The organism is Mesorhizobium sp. LMG17149, from assembly GCF_024518695.1.
GTDB lineage: Bacteria > Pseudomonadota > Alphaproteobacteria > Rhizobiales > Rhizobiaceae > Mesorhizobium.
The window spans coordinates 103,533-117,320 of the sequence record NZ_JANIFL010000009.1; the positions used below are offsets into that span (position 1 = coordinate 103,533).

A 13,788-nucleotide genomic window follows, 5' to 3' on the forward strand; every position below is an offset into this window, starting at 1 on the left:
AGGGTAAGGGTGAGGGGCGGCGCTGAAGGTCAAAGACATGGCTCTCCATAACCTTTGGCGGCAAAAAAACGAAGTTCATGAGTTTCGATATGACGATCGAGACGCCCCTCAACAGCAGCCAGTATAGTCTCGAGCACTTCTTCGCGGTCCTTCAAGACGTCGACATTCCAGAAGCGGAGGACAGACCAATCATTTGAAATCATGAAGCGATCCCTGGCCTGGTCGTATTTGTTCTCGGCGTGCTGGCTGCCATCAATCTCGACAATGAGTTGGCACTCTCTGCAGGCAAAATCGGCAAAATATTTACCTATCGGGAATTGCCGCACGAATTTATGGCCGTTCAATCGGCGATCACGCAGTTCGAGCCAGAGTGCGCCTTCGGCGTCGTTGTCTGATTGGCGCAGACGTCTTGCACGTTTTGTTGTCGCGATTCCTGGTCCACGCATGCGCCGCCCCTCACCCTTACCCTCTCCCCGTGAAGGACGGGGAGAGGGGGGCGTCAGCGTTTGCGCCTCGTCCTTCGGCGTGGCGATTGCAGCCTGTCCATTGATGACTAGCATTTGCAGAGGAAGAAACATTAGGCATTCCATAGCCCCTTTTTCTTCATCTCCTCCATCTCGCGCGCGGCTCGCTCGCGCAAGCGGGCGTCGCGCAGCAGCTTTTGCACGGCGGAGTCGTCGGACTTGTCGGAATAGCGGAACTCCGAGTCGGCGTAGCGGTTGATCTCCTGCATGACCATGTCCATCGAGAACGGCCCGCGCAGTTCCTCGATCATCGCTTTCTTCTCGTCGTAGCCCTTGTGAATGAAGACTTCCGGCTTCTCGAACCAGTCGTCGGGAAGCTCGATGTCCATGGCGCGCATCTTGATGGCGTCGGTGACGTTCTTGATGGCGCGGCCGGTGAAACGGGGCTCGGCATCCTTGATCAGGTGCAGATAGGTGCCGATGTCGGCCATCGATTTCGGCGCGCCGTTCTCCTTCATGTAGCGTTCGTAGACCTTCATCAGCCCGTCTTCTTGCGGATTCTCGTGCTCCTCATAGGCTTCGGTCACGGCGCGCTGGATTTCCTGCGCGGCGTAGAGATCGTGATCGCCGAGCGGGATCTTGTGGTTTTTTCCCGCCAGCAGGACAAAAATGTCGATGTAGTCGTTGCGGCTCTGCGGCCCGTCGACCAGCCAGCGGGCGCCGGCGCGCTGGCGCAGCGCGTCGTCGACATTTTCGGGATAGTTGGAGAACATGCCGAACGAGCAGTTGCCGCGCACCACGGTCGCGGCACCGGCGAAGGCATCCATCAACACGCCGGTGATTTCCTGCTGGCCGGCCGAGGCGCGGTCGTCTGAGCGGCGCGCCGCCACCTGGTCGATGTCGTCGATGGTGCCGAAGCCGATGACGCGCGGGTTCAGCACATTGTTGATGAACTGGCGGCAGTTCTGGCCTGATTTGCCCTGATAGGACGAGATCTGGTCGACGCCGAAATTCTCGTAGGCAAAGGGATAGCCGGCGACCTGGCAATAGCCGTTGACGAGGCCGGCGATCATCTGGATCAGCGTCGTCTTGCCGGTGCCGGGGGCGCCGTCGCCGATGAAGGTGAACAGGAAGCCGCCGAGTTCGACGAACGGATTGAGTTCGCGCTCGAAGTCGTAGGCCATCAGCATCTTGGCGAGCTTGACCGACTGGTATTTGGCGATGTGGTTGCCGACGACCTCTTCCGGCTTCTTGAATGTCATCACCAGCGGTTTTGAACGCTTGCCCGGCGCGACGTCGAAACCATCGAGGGTGAAATCGTCGGCATCGATACGGATATGCGCGTTCTCGAACGGGCCGATGCCGTCGAAGCGGCCCTTGCGGGCCAGAAGCCCGTCGATGGCGACGCGGGCGAAGGCGCGCGCCCTTGTCATCAGGTCGGCGTCGTCGGACGATCCCGAGATCGCCTTGTCGAGGCCTGCCAGGATCGACTTCACCGCATCCTGCGGCGTATCGAACAGGAAGTCCGGTTCGGGACTGTCGTTGGGCGCCTCGCCGTCGCTGTCGATCAGCTGGAACAGGTAGGAGGCGAGGCTGAAGGCCGAAATGTAAGCCGAGGCCGACAGAAGCTTCTTGAAGGTGGACGCCTCGTCGCCCTCGAGCGGCGCGCGGGTGTTCTTGGCCTGCAGACTTTCAAGGTCCGAGCCCTCGGCAAAGACGTCCGATATTGCCAGCGCGATCGCCGTGCCGCGCCGGGCGCGAAACAGGAGCGTGTGCTGCGGGATGGTCAGCAACTGGTCGTCGGGATGAACGGCGCCGACGGTCTTGGCCAGCTCGACCTCGCGCGTGCGGCGCACCGAACCGGCCGAGACGGTCGAAACGAAGCGGCGGTTGGTACCGGCAAGCGCGGTGCCAGAGGCGCTAGACGGGTCCTCCAGCACGACGACGCGGGTGATGAAGCTCTGCGCGGTGGCGCGGTGCTTCTCGATGGCGGCTTCCGGGATGGTGGTCAGGCCGGTATCCATGAAGGGTGCTCCGTGGTGTGACGGTCAGACGTCTGAGATGACCTGTCCGTTGGACAGAATGTGAACCTTGTAGCCGGCAAAGATCTTCTGCGCCTCGCCGGCGGCGTAGAGCGCCTGATAGGCCTCGTGCGGAATCAGTGCATGGTTTTCGTAGCTCGACACGCCCTGGCGCGCGGCTTCCAGATCGTCGGTATTGATGAAGAATTCCTGCGTCGTCTTCTCGCTCGAAAACAGCCCCTTGCGGCCGGGTTTCTCGGCCTTGGAATAGACCTCCTGGATGGTCCAGGTCAGCAGCCAGGCATTTTCGGGCTTGCGCACCTTGGCCAGGACTTCGGTCACCGTCGAATTGTTGTCGGTGATGCCAGCCGAATAGAACGGGCCGAGCACGACGCGGCGCAGCTGCTTGGGATGCAGCGGCTCGAAATCCTTGTCGAGATTGACCGCGATGGTCGCCGGCGACAGCGTGTAGGCGGAGTTCTTCTCGGTGAAATCGTCGAAACGGTGGGCAAGCTCGGGATTGAGCAGGCCATCGACCGGCAGAGGAATATCGATCGTCTCGTTCAGCTTGCCGTTTCTGTCGACGAGCTGGCGGATCATCGTTTCGGACGAATCCTCCACCGTCACCATGTAGACCAGAGGCAGGTTGGCGCTGCCGTCGAACGTCGCCCAGTGCACGAGATAATAGGGCCGCCCCGTCTTCGGATTGACCGAGACCTTGGCCGTTTGCGCCAGGGTGAACGGGCCGAACGTGTTCTCGCTTTTCACGTCCTCGAGGTAAAGCCGCTCGGCTATCGACTTCTGCAGCGCCGCGGGGAATTCCTTGTGGCGCAGGATGAAGTCGGCCATTTCCTCGCGCAACTCGCCGGCGAGCGGAATGTTGGCAAGCCGCGCGTCGGCCTGGCGTCGGTCGTTTTCCAGTTCGAGCAGGTTCTGGAACACCGGAAATCCGCTTTCGGCGCGCGAAATGCGGAATGTGTCCATGAAGCCGAGCCGGTTGCGCCAGCAGGAAAACGACTTGTCGAGCCTGGCGATGTGTTCGGCGACGATCTTGGCGACGATGCCGTGCCGGTAGAGCGGCGAGCGATCGTCGCGCATGAACACTTCAAGGCCGCTGAGCGCGGCCGTGATGGCGGAAAAATACCGTGCCGCCGCTTCGTTTTCGGGGGTCATGCCTGGTCGCTCGCGGGCAGTGCTGTCACCCTTAAGACTGCACGTAGTTAGCCGAATTGTGCTTCTTCAGCACCTCGTCGAAGCGGCGGGCGAAGGCATCGTCGGCCAGCTTCTTGCGGCGCTGGATATCGGCGGTGGCGACCATGTTCTTCTCGTGCATCTCAAGCAGGTCACCGATGTGCTTTTGCGAAGCAGCACCGATACCGGCCATGGTTTCCTCGGCGGTGTTGTCGACCTGGCTGCCCAGCGTGTTGATCTTGTGGGCGACGTCCTGCTGGGCGGCGGTCTTCAGCGAATCTTCCAGCGCCTTGTAGAGCACGATGCGCTGCTCGGTATCGATGGTCAGCTTGTTGATCAGCGTCGATTGCGCGGCGATCTGGTTGTTGAGCGAATCGACGAAGGTCTGGAACATCGAGGTGTAACGCTCGAGCGTCTGGCTCTCGGCCAGCAGTTCCTGCTCCTTGGCCTGCTTTTCGTTGTATTCCGTCGCCAGCTTGGAGCGTTCGCCTTCGAGCTGCGTGCGGTCCTTCTGGCTGGTCGAAGCGGCGATCTTGTTTTCGATGTCGAGCAGCATCGGGTTGAGCTCCTCGATGCGCTTTTGCACGGCTTCGAGGTTGGTCATGGTGGTCTTGCGGCGCTCGATCACCTGCGACAGGCTGGTTTCCGAGGTCTTGTAGCGTTGGTCGAGAACCTCTTTCTGCGCCTTCAATATGCCGACGATGGTGTCGGATTTGACCAGCAGTTCCTGCAGATTGCCGGCCAGCGACATGTTGCGAACGCGGTCGGTGCGCATGCGCTGCTTGCTCTGGCTGGAGAAGATGCCAATGAATTTTTCCCAGCCGGTGTAGTTCTTCATGCTCTCGAACTCGGCGCCGAAGACGTTGGTGGCGTCCTCTAGCCCGATGATCAGGTCGGCAATGTTGCCTTCCATTACCTTCTGCTGCTTCAGCACATCCTCGATGCGGGCGTTCTCGAGGTCGAAATTGGCGTCGCCGATCTTCTTGTCTGATGTGGCAAGCGTATCAAGCATGGTGCCGGATTGCTCGATCTTGGAGCGCATGTCCTGCACGACCTGCTTGGTCTTGGCAATTTCGGCGTCGAAATTCTGCAATGTCGCCATTGGGGCCTCCCGCTTCGGCATGACGTCGCTGGTCGCGAACAGCGGCGAATATATGTGGGGCATCAGGGGATTGAAAGACGTGAAGACAAGGGCGGCGTGAAAACAAAAAAATTCGTCAGGGTCTTGAAAGCCAGTGAAGGCGTGGGCTTAGCGTGATTAGCTTGCCGACCAGCCATAGTTCAGCTGTCATTGAACTTTCATGCGGCAAGGCGAAGGCGCACGGATGCCTTTGTATTGGGCAAACCACCGAAGCAATCGCGGCCGCGATATGCGACGGGAAAGCCGGTTTTACAGAGCTGACGAACAGCGGATCAGGGCTTGGGATCGGCCTTCAGATAGGCGATGACATTGGCGATGTCGTCGTCCTTGGTCAGGCCGGCAAACGCCATCTTGTTGCCGGGCACTTTCAGCTTGGGTGCCCTGAGATACTCGGCGATATTGGCTTCATCCCAGACCAGGCCGGCGGCGCCGGCACTCTTCATCGCCTCGGAATAGCGGCCAAGATAACTCTCGGCGCTACCGGCGGTGCGGCCAACGACGCCCAACAGATGCGGACCGACCTTGTCGCGGTCGGTGGCTGCTTCATGGCAGGCCATGCACCGGTTAAAGGCCTTCTTGCCCAGGGTCGGGTCGCCGCCGGCATGGGCCACAAGCGAGCTGGCGAGGAGAAGGATGCTGGCGGACGAAGCGGCTCTTAACATGCTGCCCCCGGAGAGTTCTGGCTGGCGGCCTTATAGTACCGAGGCTTTAACAAACGCTGCATCGCGGCGGGATTGCGGAAGACAGGCCCGCGAGTCAGGCCTGTTGTGCCAGATCGCGGCGCAGGAAATCATTCAGCCGCTCGACCGCCTGGGTCGTCGACAGCGGGTTGCGCAGGATGCCGATTTCGAGGTCCGGCAGCACCGGCAGCCCTTCATTGCCGCCGACGATGCGCAGCGATGGCGGTACGCTGCGCATCGCAAGGCCAGCCACCGCGAGCCCGGCCTGGACGACGGCGATCAGGCCAAGCAGAGAGGCGCTTGAATAGGTACAGCGATAGAAGCGGTCGGCATCGCCAAGCGCCTGCAGGACATTCATCCTGGCGGCGCAGCCCGGTTCGAACAAGGCGACCGGAAGCGGGTCGGCCTCCCAGGCGACATGGTTGGGCGAGGCGACCCAGACGAAGCGTTCCAGCCGGATCACCTCAAGCGGCTGCTCCGGCAAGCGGGTGATGATCGCCAGATCCAGCCGCCCCTCCGCCAGCGTCTTCATCAGCGCGGTCGACTGTTCGCAGATCAACTCCACCGTCACCAGGGGATGCTCCGCCGCGAAGCGTGAGAGCACGGGCGGCAGGAGGAAGGCGGCATAGTCGTCGGGCACCCCCAAGCGGACGCTGCCTGTCTCCTTGGGCCGGGTGACGCTTGCCCAGGCTTCATCCGACAGTTTCAGCAACCGGCGCGCATAGATCAGGAAATCCTCGCCGATCGCATTGGGAGTGACGGTTCTGGGACCACGCACCAGAAGCTGGTTGCCGACCATCTCCTCCAGCCGCTGCATCTGCATGCTGACCGCCGACTGGCTGCGGCCGACCCGAGGTGCTGCATTGGAAAGGCTGCCGCTCTCGACGACGGCGACAAAGGTTTTCAGCAGGTTGAGATCGAGTGGCGCGGCCATGGTGCTATCAGCATATCGAATAGATCATTCCAAATCTATTCGCTTGTTTGAAGGTGGCGCCAGTGACCAGATGGTTGGGATCGCTGGGAACCACCACATGACGGACGCCTCGACAGCCCGCTTCCCGGCCGCGAGCCTTGCTCTGGCAATGGTGATCGCAGGCACGGTCGGCGCCTTCGCCACGGAATCGGGGCTGCATCCCGTCACCGTCGTCTTCTGGCGATGTGTGTTCGGCGCGATCTTCCTTCTCATATGGTGCCTGTTGCGCGGCTACCTGCCGGATCGGACGCTGTTGCCGTCCCGGCTTGCCCTTGCAGCACTTGCCGGCGTGTGCATGGTGCTGAGCTGGACAGCCTTCTTCGCCGGCTTCGCCATGACGTCGATCGCCACGACGACGATTATCTACCATATCCAGCCGTTCTTCGTGGTCCTGATCGGCGTGGTTTTCCTAAGGGAACGCATCTCGCCCGACCAACTGCTGTGGATGCTCGGTGCGTTTCTCGGCGTCGTGCTGGCCAGCGGCCTCGTTTTCGCGCACGGTCATGCCGATGCCAACTGGGTGCCGGGCATTGCGCTGACGCTGGGCGGCGCACTGCTCTATGCCGTTACAACGATCCTAGCCAAAGGCCTAGGCCAGCAGCGCGCCGAAATCACGGTACTCTGCCAAACGGTGGTGGGGGTCGTCATGCTCGCCCCGTTCGCCGGCGTCGGCCAACATATTGCGCCTGCATCATGGGGCTGGCTGCTCGGCATCGGCGTGCTGCACACTGGCATCGCCTATGTGTTGATGAATTCGGCCTTCCCACGCCTGACGACACCGGTGATCGGCGTCATCACCTTCATCTACCCGGTCGTCGCCATCATCGTCGACTGGGCTATCTATGGGCATCCGCTCGGACCGGCGCAGGCAGCCGGCATGGCACTGATTGCGCTGGCAACGCTTGGTGTGCGGCTTGGCTGGCGGTTTCCAAGACGGCGTGTCTCGACCGTGTGAGCCCGAAGCAATTCCCGGGAAAGCACATAGCGCTTCCCCTGGAATTGCTCCAATAACCAAGAGACAGAGTCAGCCTTTGATAAAGCCGATGAAATCGTCTGGCGTGGCGCGGCCCATCTCTTCCTCCCAGTGGCGGCGGCAGAGCGAGACATAGACATCCTTGCCGATTGCCACCTGCTCGCCCTGGCGCGCCACCTTGCCATCGGGGCCGAGGCGCACGACCATCGTCGCCTTGCGGCCGCATCGGCAGATGGTGCGCACTTCGCGCAAATCGTCGGCGATGGCCAGCAGCGCGCGCGAGCCGGAAAACAGCTTGCCCTGGAAATCGGTGCGCAGGCCGTAGCACATGACCGGGATGTTCAACCGGTCGGCGATGCGGGCGAGCTGCCAGACCTGCTCCTCCTCGAGGAACTGCGCCTCGTCGACGAAGACGCAATGCACTGACGTATGCGCGTGATGATCGGCGACGCGGGCGAACAGATCGTCGCCATCGCGGAACATCTCGGCTTCCGTCTCCAGGCCGATGCGCGACGAGATCAGGCCGGTGTCGCCCTTGCGATAGTGGCCGGCGACGAACAGCATCGTGCCCATGCCGCGCTCGCGATAATTGTAAGAGGCCTGCAAGAGCATCGTCGTCTTGCCGGCGTTCATGGTCGCATAGTGAAAGTAGAGCTTGGCCATGCCGCTCTTTTAAGCCGACTTGATGCCGTGCGGGGAGAGGCCACGGCGGCATTCCCCTGAAAAAGGCGCCTGTCCAGACAAAAGCGCCTGATGTGTCGCTGATTGGCCAGCCCGCGCCGTTGATCGCGATTGTCTTAATGCTTGAAACCACACCAGAATGGTGTTTGGCTGACGAAACAAGGCGGGCATAGAAACCGTAGCTACGCTTCGCCAAAGAATCACAATGGGAGACTGTCTATGTCGCGTATGAACTCTTTCGTCGCCGGCCTCGGTCTGGCGGCTTTTTTGTCCACCAGCGCTGCCTTTGCCGGCGATCCGGCGAGCTGCAAGGCGGTGCGCCTTTCCGATGTCGGCTGGACCGACATCCAGGCGACGACCGGCATCGCCTCCGTGCTGCTGACCGCGCTCGGCTATGAGCCGCAGACGATCCAGCTGTCGGTGCCGGTGACCATGGCGTCGCTGAAGAACAAGGATCTCGACGTGTTCCTCGGCAACTGGATGCCGTCGATGACCAACGACATCAAGGACTATACCGCCGATGGCTCGGTCGAGACGATCAGCACCAACCTGACCGGCGCCGGCTACGGCATCGTCGTGCCGACCTATGTCGCTGACGCCGGCGTGAAATCGCTGACCGATATCGGCAAGTTCAAGGACAAGTTCAACGGCAAGATCTATGGCATCGAGGCCGGCAATGACGGCAATCGCATTATCCTCGACATGATCAAGAACCCGAAAGACAATCTCGAAGGCTTCGAGCTGGTCGAATCCTCGGAGGCCGGGATGCTGACGCAGGCCGAGCAGTCGATGAAGAGCAATGAATGGATCGCCTTCCTCGGCTGGACGCCGCATCCGGTGATGGGTGCCATGAAGATCACCTATCTCGATGGCATGGGCGACAGCGGCTTCGGCGCCGCCACTGTCCATACCAATGTGCGCAAGGGTTACACCACCGAGTGCCCGAATGCCGGCAAGTTCATCGCCAACCTGAAGTTCAATCTCGATATGGAAGGCGAGATAATGGACGCGATCCTCAAGGGCGCTGACGCCAATACGGCTGCGACCGACTGGCTCAAGAAGCATCCGGACGCGGTTGCTCCGTGGATTGCCGGCGTGACCACTTTCGATGGCGGCGACGCCGCTGCAGCCGTGAAGACTGCGCTCGGAAGCTGAGCAGGTCTTGCGTTCGGCGTGACCGATCAAGAAGGGCAGTCACTGTAGAAAGGGCTGCCCTTTTTCATATCCTGTGACAAGATGACCGTCCGGCAAGGACGGCGACTGCCAAAGAGGGGCAAGATGGATCCGATTTCAAAATTCTTTGTCAGTTATAAAATCCCCATAGGCGAGTGGGGCAAAGCGTTCTTCACCTTCCTTACCGACAATTTCAACACCTTCTTCCGCGGCCTCTCCGGCGGCTTGAATTTCCTGCTCGATGGAGTGGTCGACACGCTGCTGTTGGTACCGCCGGTCCTTCTCATCGCGCTGATTGCACTGCTTGCCTATTATCTGCAGCGATCGAGAGGCTTGGCGGTGGCTGTCTTTCTCGGGTTGCTGTTCATCCTCAACCAGAACCTCTGGAAGCAGACGGTAGAGACACTGGTGCTGGTGGTTGCCGCCGCCGCCGCCTCGATGGCCATCGGTGTGCCACTCGGTATCTGGGCGGCGCACAAGCCGAAGGTCTATCGCGTCATGCTGCCGGTGCTCGATTTGATGCAGACGCTGCCGACCTTCGTATACCTCATCCCGGTGCTGACGCTGTTCGGCCTCGGCAATGCGCCCGGCCTCATCGTCACCATCATCTTCGTCATCCCGACCGCGGTTCGTCTGACGCATCTCGGCGTTGTCTCGGTGCCGAAGTCGATCGTCGAGGCCGGCGAGGCGTTCGGCGCCACCAAGAGCCAGTTGCTGTGGAAGGTGGAGCTGCCCTCGGCGCTGCCCACCATCATGGCCGGTCTGACGCAGTGCATCATGCTGTCGCTGTCGATGGTGGTGTTTGCCGCACTGATCGGCGCGGGCGGCCTCGGCACCGAAATCAACCGGGCGCTGGGTTCGCGCAAGATCGACCTCGGGCTCGAGGCGGGCCTCGCCATCGTCGTTTTGGCCATCGTGCTCGACCGGATGACCCGCATCGCCGTTGGAGGCAAGAAATGACCGTCGCCGTCGATTTCCGGAACGTCGATATCGTCTTCGGCGCCGACCAGGCCGGATCGCTGAAAATGATCGACGCCGGAGCCAGCCGCGCCGAGATCCTCGAAAAGACCGGCAATGTACTGGGTTGCGCCGGCGCCAGCCTGACCGTGAACGAGGGCGAAATCTCCGTGCTGATGGGTCTCTCCGGTTCGGGCAAGTCGACATTGCTGCGGGCGGTCAACCGGCTCAACGTGGTGTCGCGCGGCCAGGTGCTGGTCAAGGATGGCGACAAAACCGTCGACGTCGTCACCTGCGACGAGGCGACCCTGCGGCGCCTGCGCCAGAAACAGGTGGCGATGGTGTTCCAGCAGTTCGGCCTTTTGCCCTGGCGCACGGTGGAGGAGAATGTCGGTCTCGGCCTCGAACTCGCCGGCGTACCGGAAGCCGAGCGCAAGGAGCGCGTGCAACGCCAGCTCAAGCTGGTCAATCTCGACCAGTGGTCGAAGAAATACGCGCATGAGCTGTCGGGCGGCATGCAGCAGCGCGTCGGCCTGGCGCGGGCCTTCGCCACCGAGGCGCCGATCCTGCTGATGGACGAGCCGTTCTCGGCGCTCGACCCGCTGATCCGCACCAAGCTGCAGGACGAATTGTTGCAGCTGCAGGCCGAATTGAAGAAGACCATCATCTTCGTCAGCCACGACCTCGAGGAGGCGCTGAAGATCGGTTCCCACATCACCATCATGGAGGGTGGGCGCATCGTGCAAACCGGCGCGCCGGAGGACATCGTGCTGCGGCCTGCCAACGACTATGTCCGCGACTTCATCGCCAATGTGAACCCGCTGTCGGTGCTGACCGCCTGGAACGTGATGCGCGACCGTCGCGATCTGGAGCACGGCAAGGATGGCTGGGTGTGGCTCGACCGCCGCAAGACGACGCGCTTCAAGATCGATGATCACGGGCTGGTGGCGGCGGCCGAACGCGATGGCAAACCGGCGGTCTGGGTGTCGTGCGCCGATGTCGAAGGCCAATCCGAAGAAGCCGCGCAAGTGTTCTGGGCCAATCCGGGCACCTCGCTGAAAACCGTGATGCTGGCCATGCACCGTTCACAGACCGCTCCCGTGGCGCTGTTCGACGACCAGTCGCGCTTCGTCGGCGCCATCGGTATCCGCGATGTGCTGAGCGCGGTGCTGAGAAGGTAGGTTCTTCGGAACTCAATATTGACGAGGCGGCGACCAATCGCGCCTCTTTTTTAAGCCGCCAGCGGCAGGCGCAGTTGGGTCAGCAGGCCGCCGCCCGGGTTGTTGGACAGGCGGATCTCGCCACCTGCGGCGCGCGCGATGTTGCGGGCAATGGTCAGGCCGAGGCCCAGACCGCCGGTCTGGCGGTTGCGCGATTGTTCGAGGCGCACGAAGGAGCCGAACACGGCGTCGATCTGTGCCTGCGGTATCCCGGGCCCTTCATCGCGGATGGTGAGCAGGATCATGTCCTCCGACCGGCGCAGGCTGAGATGCGCCTTCTTGCCGTAGGTGACCGCGTTCTGCACCAGATTGGTGACGCAGCGCTTGAGCGCGACCGGCCGCGCCATGCAGATCAGCCCGCGCGAACGGGTCTCATCGTCGAACGACACGTCGTCATAGCCGTCGGCGATCGATTCCACGAGCGACCAGAAATCGATGCGTTCGTTCTTTTCCTCGGTCACTTCGAAGGTGGCGAAGTCGATCACCGAGCTGGCGATGCCCTCGACATCGGCGAGGTCGTGCGCCAATGCCTCGCGGACCGCCGATTTGCGCAACAGCTCCAGGCGCAGGCGCATCCTGGTCATCGGCGTGCGCAGATCATGCGCCAGTGCCGCCGCCAGATGTTCGCGGTCCTCGACATATTCGCGCAACCTCGCCTGCATGGCGTTGATCGCCTTGGCGGCGGCACGGACCTCGCGGCTGCCGCTCTCGGCGATCGGTGGGCTCTTCAGATCCTTGCCGATCCGGTTCACGGCGGTTTCCATCATCCGGTAGGGCGCCGTCAGCCGGCGCAGCGACCAGATCGACATGATCACCACCAGCCCTGCGATCAGCGAATAGAGCGGCAGGCTGTCGAAGCTCAGGATCGGGCCGACCGGCGTGATCGGCTCGGTGAAGTTCAGCCATTGGCCGTCGGCGAAGCGCAGCGAGGCCGTCAGCTTGTCGCTCTGGGCGAAGTCGGCGGCCAATACCAGAAGGTCGCGCTCGACCTGGCCGATGTCGGGTCCCGGGGCCGTGCCGTCCGCGTCATCGGCCTCGCGCGTCGCCGGATCGCGGCGTACGCGTGCATCGGTGATGCCGAATTTCGACAGCCTGCCGACGAGGATGTCTTCGAGTTCGGCCAGTTCGTCGTCACCGGCGATCGACGAAGTGACCGCCGGTGTGTCCGAAATGGTGAGCGCATAGGTTGAATTGAACAGGCCGCTCGCCGTCGCCTTGCGCTCGTCCGGACTGGCGTCATGCATGAGCTGCACCAGCGAGAAGGCACGGTCGTTGAGCCGGTAGAGGTCGACGACGTCGTTGGCCGCCGCGCGGTCGCGCGATACGATGTAAAGGGTCGCGACCTGGCTGATCAGCAGGCCGGCAATGACGATCAGCAGCACCCAGACAGGCAAGGTCTGCGGCAGGAAACGCCTCATTCGGAGGTCGTCTCGGGCAGGAACTGGTAGCCGCCGCTGCGTACGGTCAGGATCAGCTTGGGCGTCTTCGGGTCGTCCTCCATCTTGCGTCGCAACCGGCTGACCAGGATGTCGATGCTGCGGTCGAAGGAATAGTCGCTGTCGCCGCCTGAGAGCTCGATGAGCTGGTCGCGGGTCAGCACGCGCTGCGCGCTCTTGACGAAGGTCTGCAGCAGGTTGAATTCGGCCATGGTCAGCTCGACCCTGACATCGTCGGGTGCGATCAGCCGGCGCCGAGCACAGTCCATCGTCCAGCCGGCGAAGCGGTAGATCTGCTTGGTAGAAGCGCGCTTGGGCTCGGCGGCGCCATTGCGCCTGAGCACGGCGCGGATGCGCGCCAAAAGCTCGCGCGGGTCGAAGGGTTTGGGCACATAATCGTCGGCGCCCATTTCCAGGCCGACGACGCGGTCTGTCGTCTCGGTGACGGCGGTCAGCATGATGATCGGCGTCGAGTACTGGGCGCGCAGGTCGCGGCACAGCTCCAGCCCGCTCTTGCCGGGCAGCATCACGTCAAGGACGATGAGGTCCACCTGGACGCGCCGCAGGATGGTCTCCATCTCGACACCGTCGGCGGCAACCGAGGTGTGCAGGCCCCGCTTCTGGAAGAATTCCTGCAGCAGGTCGCGGATGCCCTTGTCGTCGTCGACGATCAGTATGTGTGCGTCGGATTTCACAGCAGCCCTGTCATTGTTGCCAAGCCCTTCTGTCTTTGATTGCCAAGCCCTTCTGTCACAACCCACACGATAGAATTCAGGCCATATGTTGGCCAGTGGCTATGATGGGTTCACACCGGCTTTCTCAGACACAATCCAGAAACAAAATTCTACAGTTCAGAAAAACTCCTGAAAAATTTCAAG

13 protein-coding genes are annotated in these 13,788 nt (G+C 61.8%); 4 read left to right on the top strand and 9 right to left on the bottom strand.

Features of this window, described 5'->3' with window-relative positions:
• Window positions 1–29 precede the first annotated feature (29 nt).
• From NP945_RS21575 to NP945_RS21600, 6 genes are all read right to left on the bottom strand, one after another.
• The gene (locus NP945_RS21575) at window positions 30–446 is read right to left on the bottom strand and encodes an endonuclease domain-containing protein (RefSeq protein ID WP_256747554.1); all 417 of its coding nucleotides are present in this window, start codon (window positions 444–446) and stop codon (window positions 30–32) included.
• A 131-nt stretch (window positions 447–577) separates the two neighbouring features.
• The gene (locus tag NP945_RS21580) at window positions 578–2,488 is read right to left on the bottom strand and encodes an ATP-binding protein (RefSeq protein ID WP_256747468.1); all 1,911 of its coding nucleotides are present in this window, start codon (window positions 2,486–2,488) and stop codon (window positions 578–580) included.
• A 24-nt stretch (window positions 2,489–2,512) separates the two neighbouring features.
• The gene (locus NP945_RS21585; protein ID WP_127266548.1) at window positions 2,513–3,658 is read right to left on the bottom strand and encodes a hypothetical protein; all 1,146 of its coding nucleotides are present in this window, start codon (window positions 3,656–3,658) and stop codon (window positions 2,513–2,515) included.
• 31 nt (window positions 3,659–3,689) lie between these two features.
• Window positions 3,690–4,778: a hypothetical protein gene (locus NP945_RS21590; RefSeq protein ID WP_127266549.1), complete on the bottom strand. Its 1,089-nt coding sequence runs from the start codon at window positions 4,776–4,778 to the stop codon at window positions 3,690–3,692.
• 311 nt (window positions 4,779–5,089) lie between these two features.
• Window positions 5,090–5,479 carry a cytochrome c family protein gene (locus tag NP945_RS21595; protein WP_127320774.1) on the bottom strand — a complete coding sequence of 130 codons (390 nt, stop codon included), beginning with the start codon at window positions 5,477–5,479 and terminating at the stop codon, window positions 5,090–5,092.
• Window positions 5,480–5,573: 94 nt separating this feature from the next.
• Entirely contained in the window at window positions 5,574–6,431 is an 858-nt protein-coding gene (locus NP945_RS21600; protein ID WP_256747469.1) for a LysR substrate-binding domain-containing protein, read from the bottom strand.
• 97 nt (window positions 6,432–6,528) lie between these two features.
• Here NP945_RS21600 and NP945_RS21605 point away from each other — a divergent pair, with 97 nt between their 5' ends.
• A complete protein-coding gene (locus NP945_RS21605; RefSeq protein WP_127266552.1) occupies window positions 6,529–7,425 on the top strand; it encodes a DMT family transporter in 897 nt (298 codons plus the stop codon).
• A 69-nt stretch (window positions 7,426–7,494) separates the two neighbouring features.
• Here the strand turns inward: NP945_RS21605 and NP945_RS21610 are convergent, their stop codons facing one another.
• On the bottom strand, window positions 7,495–8,106 hold the full coding sequence (locus NP945_RS21610) for a thymidine kinase (protein ID WP_027039426.1): 612 nt from the start codon (window positions 8,104–8,106) through the stop codon (window positions 7,495–7,497).
• A gap of 237 nt (window positions 8,107–8,343) precedes the next feature.
• Here NP945_RS21610 and NP945_RS21615 point away from each other — a divergent pair, with 237 nt between their 5' ends.
• The 3 genes from NP945_RS21615 (at window position 8,344) to choV (ending at window position 11,435) form a co-directional block, all read left to right on the top strand.
• A complete protein-coding gene (locus NP945_RS21615; protein WP_127266554.1) occupies window positions 8,344–9,279 on the top strand; it encodes a choline ABC transporter substrate-binding protein in 936 nt (311 codons plus the stop codon).
• Between the two features lie 123 nt (window positions 9,280–9,402).
• Window positions 9,403–10,257 (top strand): choline ABC transporter permease subunit, encoded by an 855-nt coding sequence (gene choW, locus NP945_RS21620; protein ID WP_127266555.1) that lies wholly within the window; start codon window positions 9,403–9,405, stop codon window positions 10,255–10,257.
• Window positions 10,254–11,435 (top strand): choline ABC transporter ATP-binding protein, encoded by a 1,182-nt coding sequence (choV, locus tag NP945_RS21625; protein ID WP_024504539.1) that lies wholly within the window; start codon window positions 10,254–10,256, stop codon window positions 11,433–11,435. Before choW ends, choV begins: the two co-directional genes overlap by 4 nt.
• Before the next feature lie 50 nt (window positions 11,436–11,485).
• Here the strand turns inward: choV and NP945_RS21630 are convergent, their stop codons facing one another.
• A complete protein-coding gene (locus NP945_RS21630; protein ID WP_256747470.1) occupies window positions 11,486–12,892 on the bottom strand; it encodes an ATP-binding protein in 1,407 nt (468 codons plus the stop codon).
• Window positions 12,889–13,605, bottom strand: a complete 717-nt coding sequence (locus tag NP945_RS21635; protein WP_127397492.1) for a response regulator — start codon at window positions 13,603–13,605, stop codon at window positions 12,889–12,891. Before NP945_RS21635 ends, NP945_RS21630 begins: the two co-directional genes overlap by 4 nt.
• Window positions 13,606–13,788: the final 183 nt, after the last annotated feature.

Bases quoted from the DNA above. Each gene is read 5' to 3' on its own strand.
- NP945_RS21575 (WP_256747554.1), bottom strand. From the start codon at position 446: ATGCGTGGACCAGGAATCGCGACAACAAAACGTGCAAGACGTCTGCGC.
- NP945_RS21580 (WP_256747468.1), bottom strand. From the start codon at position 2,488: ATGGATACCGGCCTGACCACCATCCCGGAAGCCGCCATCGAGAAGCAC.
- NP945_RS21585 (WP_127266548.1), bottom strand. From the start codon at position 3,658: ATGACCCCCGAAAACGAAGCGGCGGCACGGTATTTTTCCGCCATCACG.
- NP945_RS21590 (WP_127266549.1), bottom strand. From the start codon at position 4,778: ATGGCGACATTGCAGAATTTCGACGCCGAAATTGCCAAGACCAAGCAG.
- NP945_RS21595 (WP_127320774.1), bottom strand. From the start codon at position 5,479: ATGTTAAGAGCCGCTTCGTCCGCCAGCATCCTTCTCCTCGCCAGCTCG.
- NP945_RS21600 (WP_256747469.1), bottom strand. From the start codon at position 6,431: ATGGCCGCGCCACTCGATCTCAACCTGCTGAAAACCTTTGTCGCCGTC.
- NP945_RS21605 (WP_127266552.1), top strand. From the start codon at position 6,529: ATGACGGACGCCTCGACAGCCCGCTTCCCGGCCGCGAGCCTTGCTCTG.
- NP945_RS21610 (WP_027039426.1), bottom strand. From the start codon at position 8,106: ATGGCCAAGCTCTACTTTCACTATGCGACCATGAACGCCGGCAAGACG.
- NP945_RS21615 (WP_127266554.1), top strand. From the start codon at position 8,344: ATGTCGCGTATGAACTCTTTCGTCGCCGGCCTCGGTCTGGCGGCTTTT.
- choW (WP_127266555.1), top strand. From the start codon at position 9,403: ATGGATCCGATTTCAAAATTCTTTGTCAGTTATAAAATCCCCATAGGC.
- choV (WP_024504539.1), top strand. From the start codon at position 10,254: ATGACCGTCGCCGTCGATTTCCGGAACGTCGATATCGTCTTCGGCGCC.
- NP945_RS21630 (WP_256747470.1), bottom strand. From the start codon at position 12,892: ATGAGGCGTTTCCTGCCGCAGACCTTGCCTGTCTGGGTGCTGCTGATC.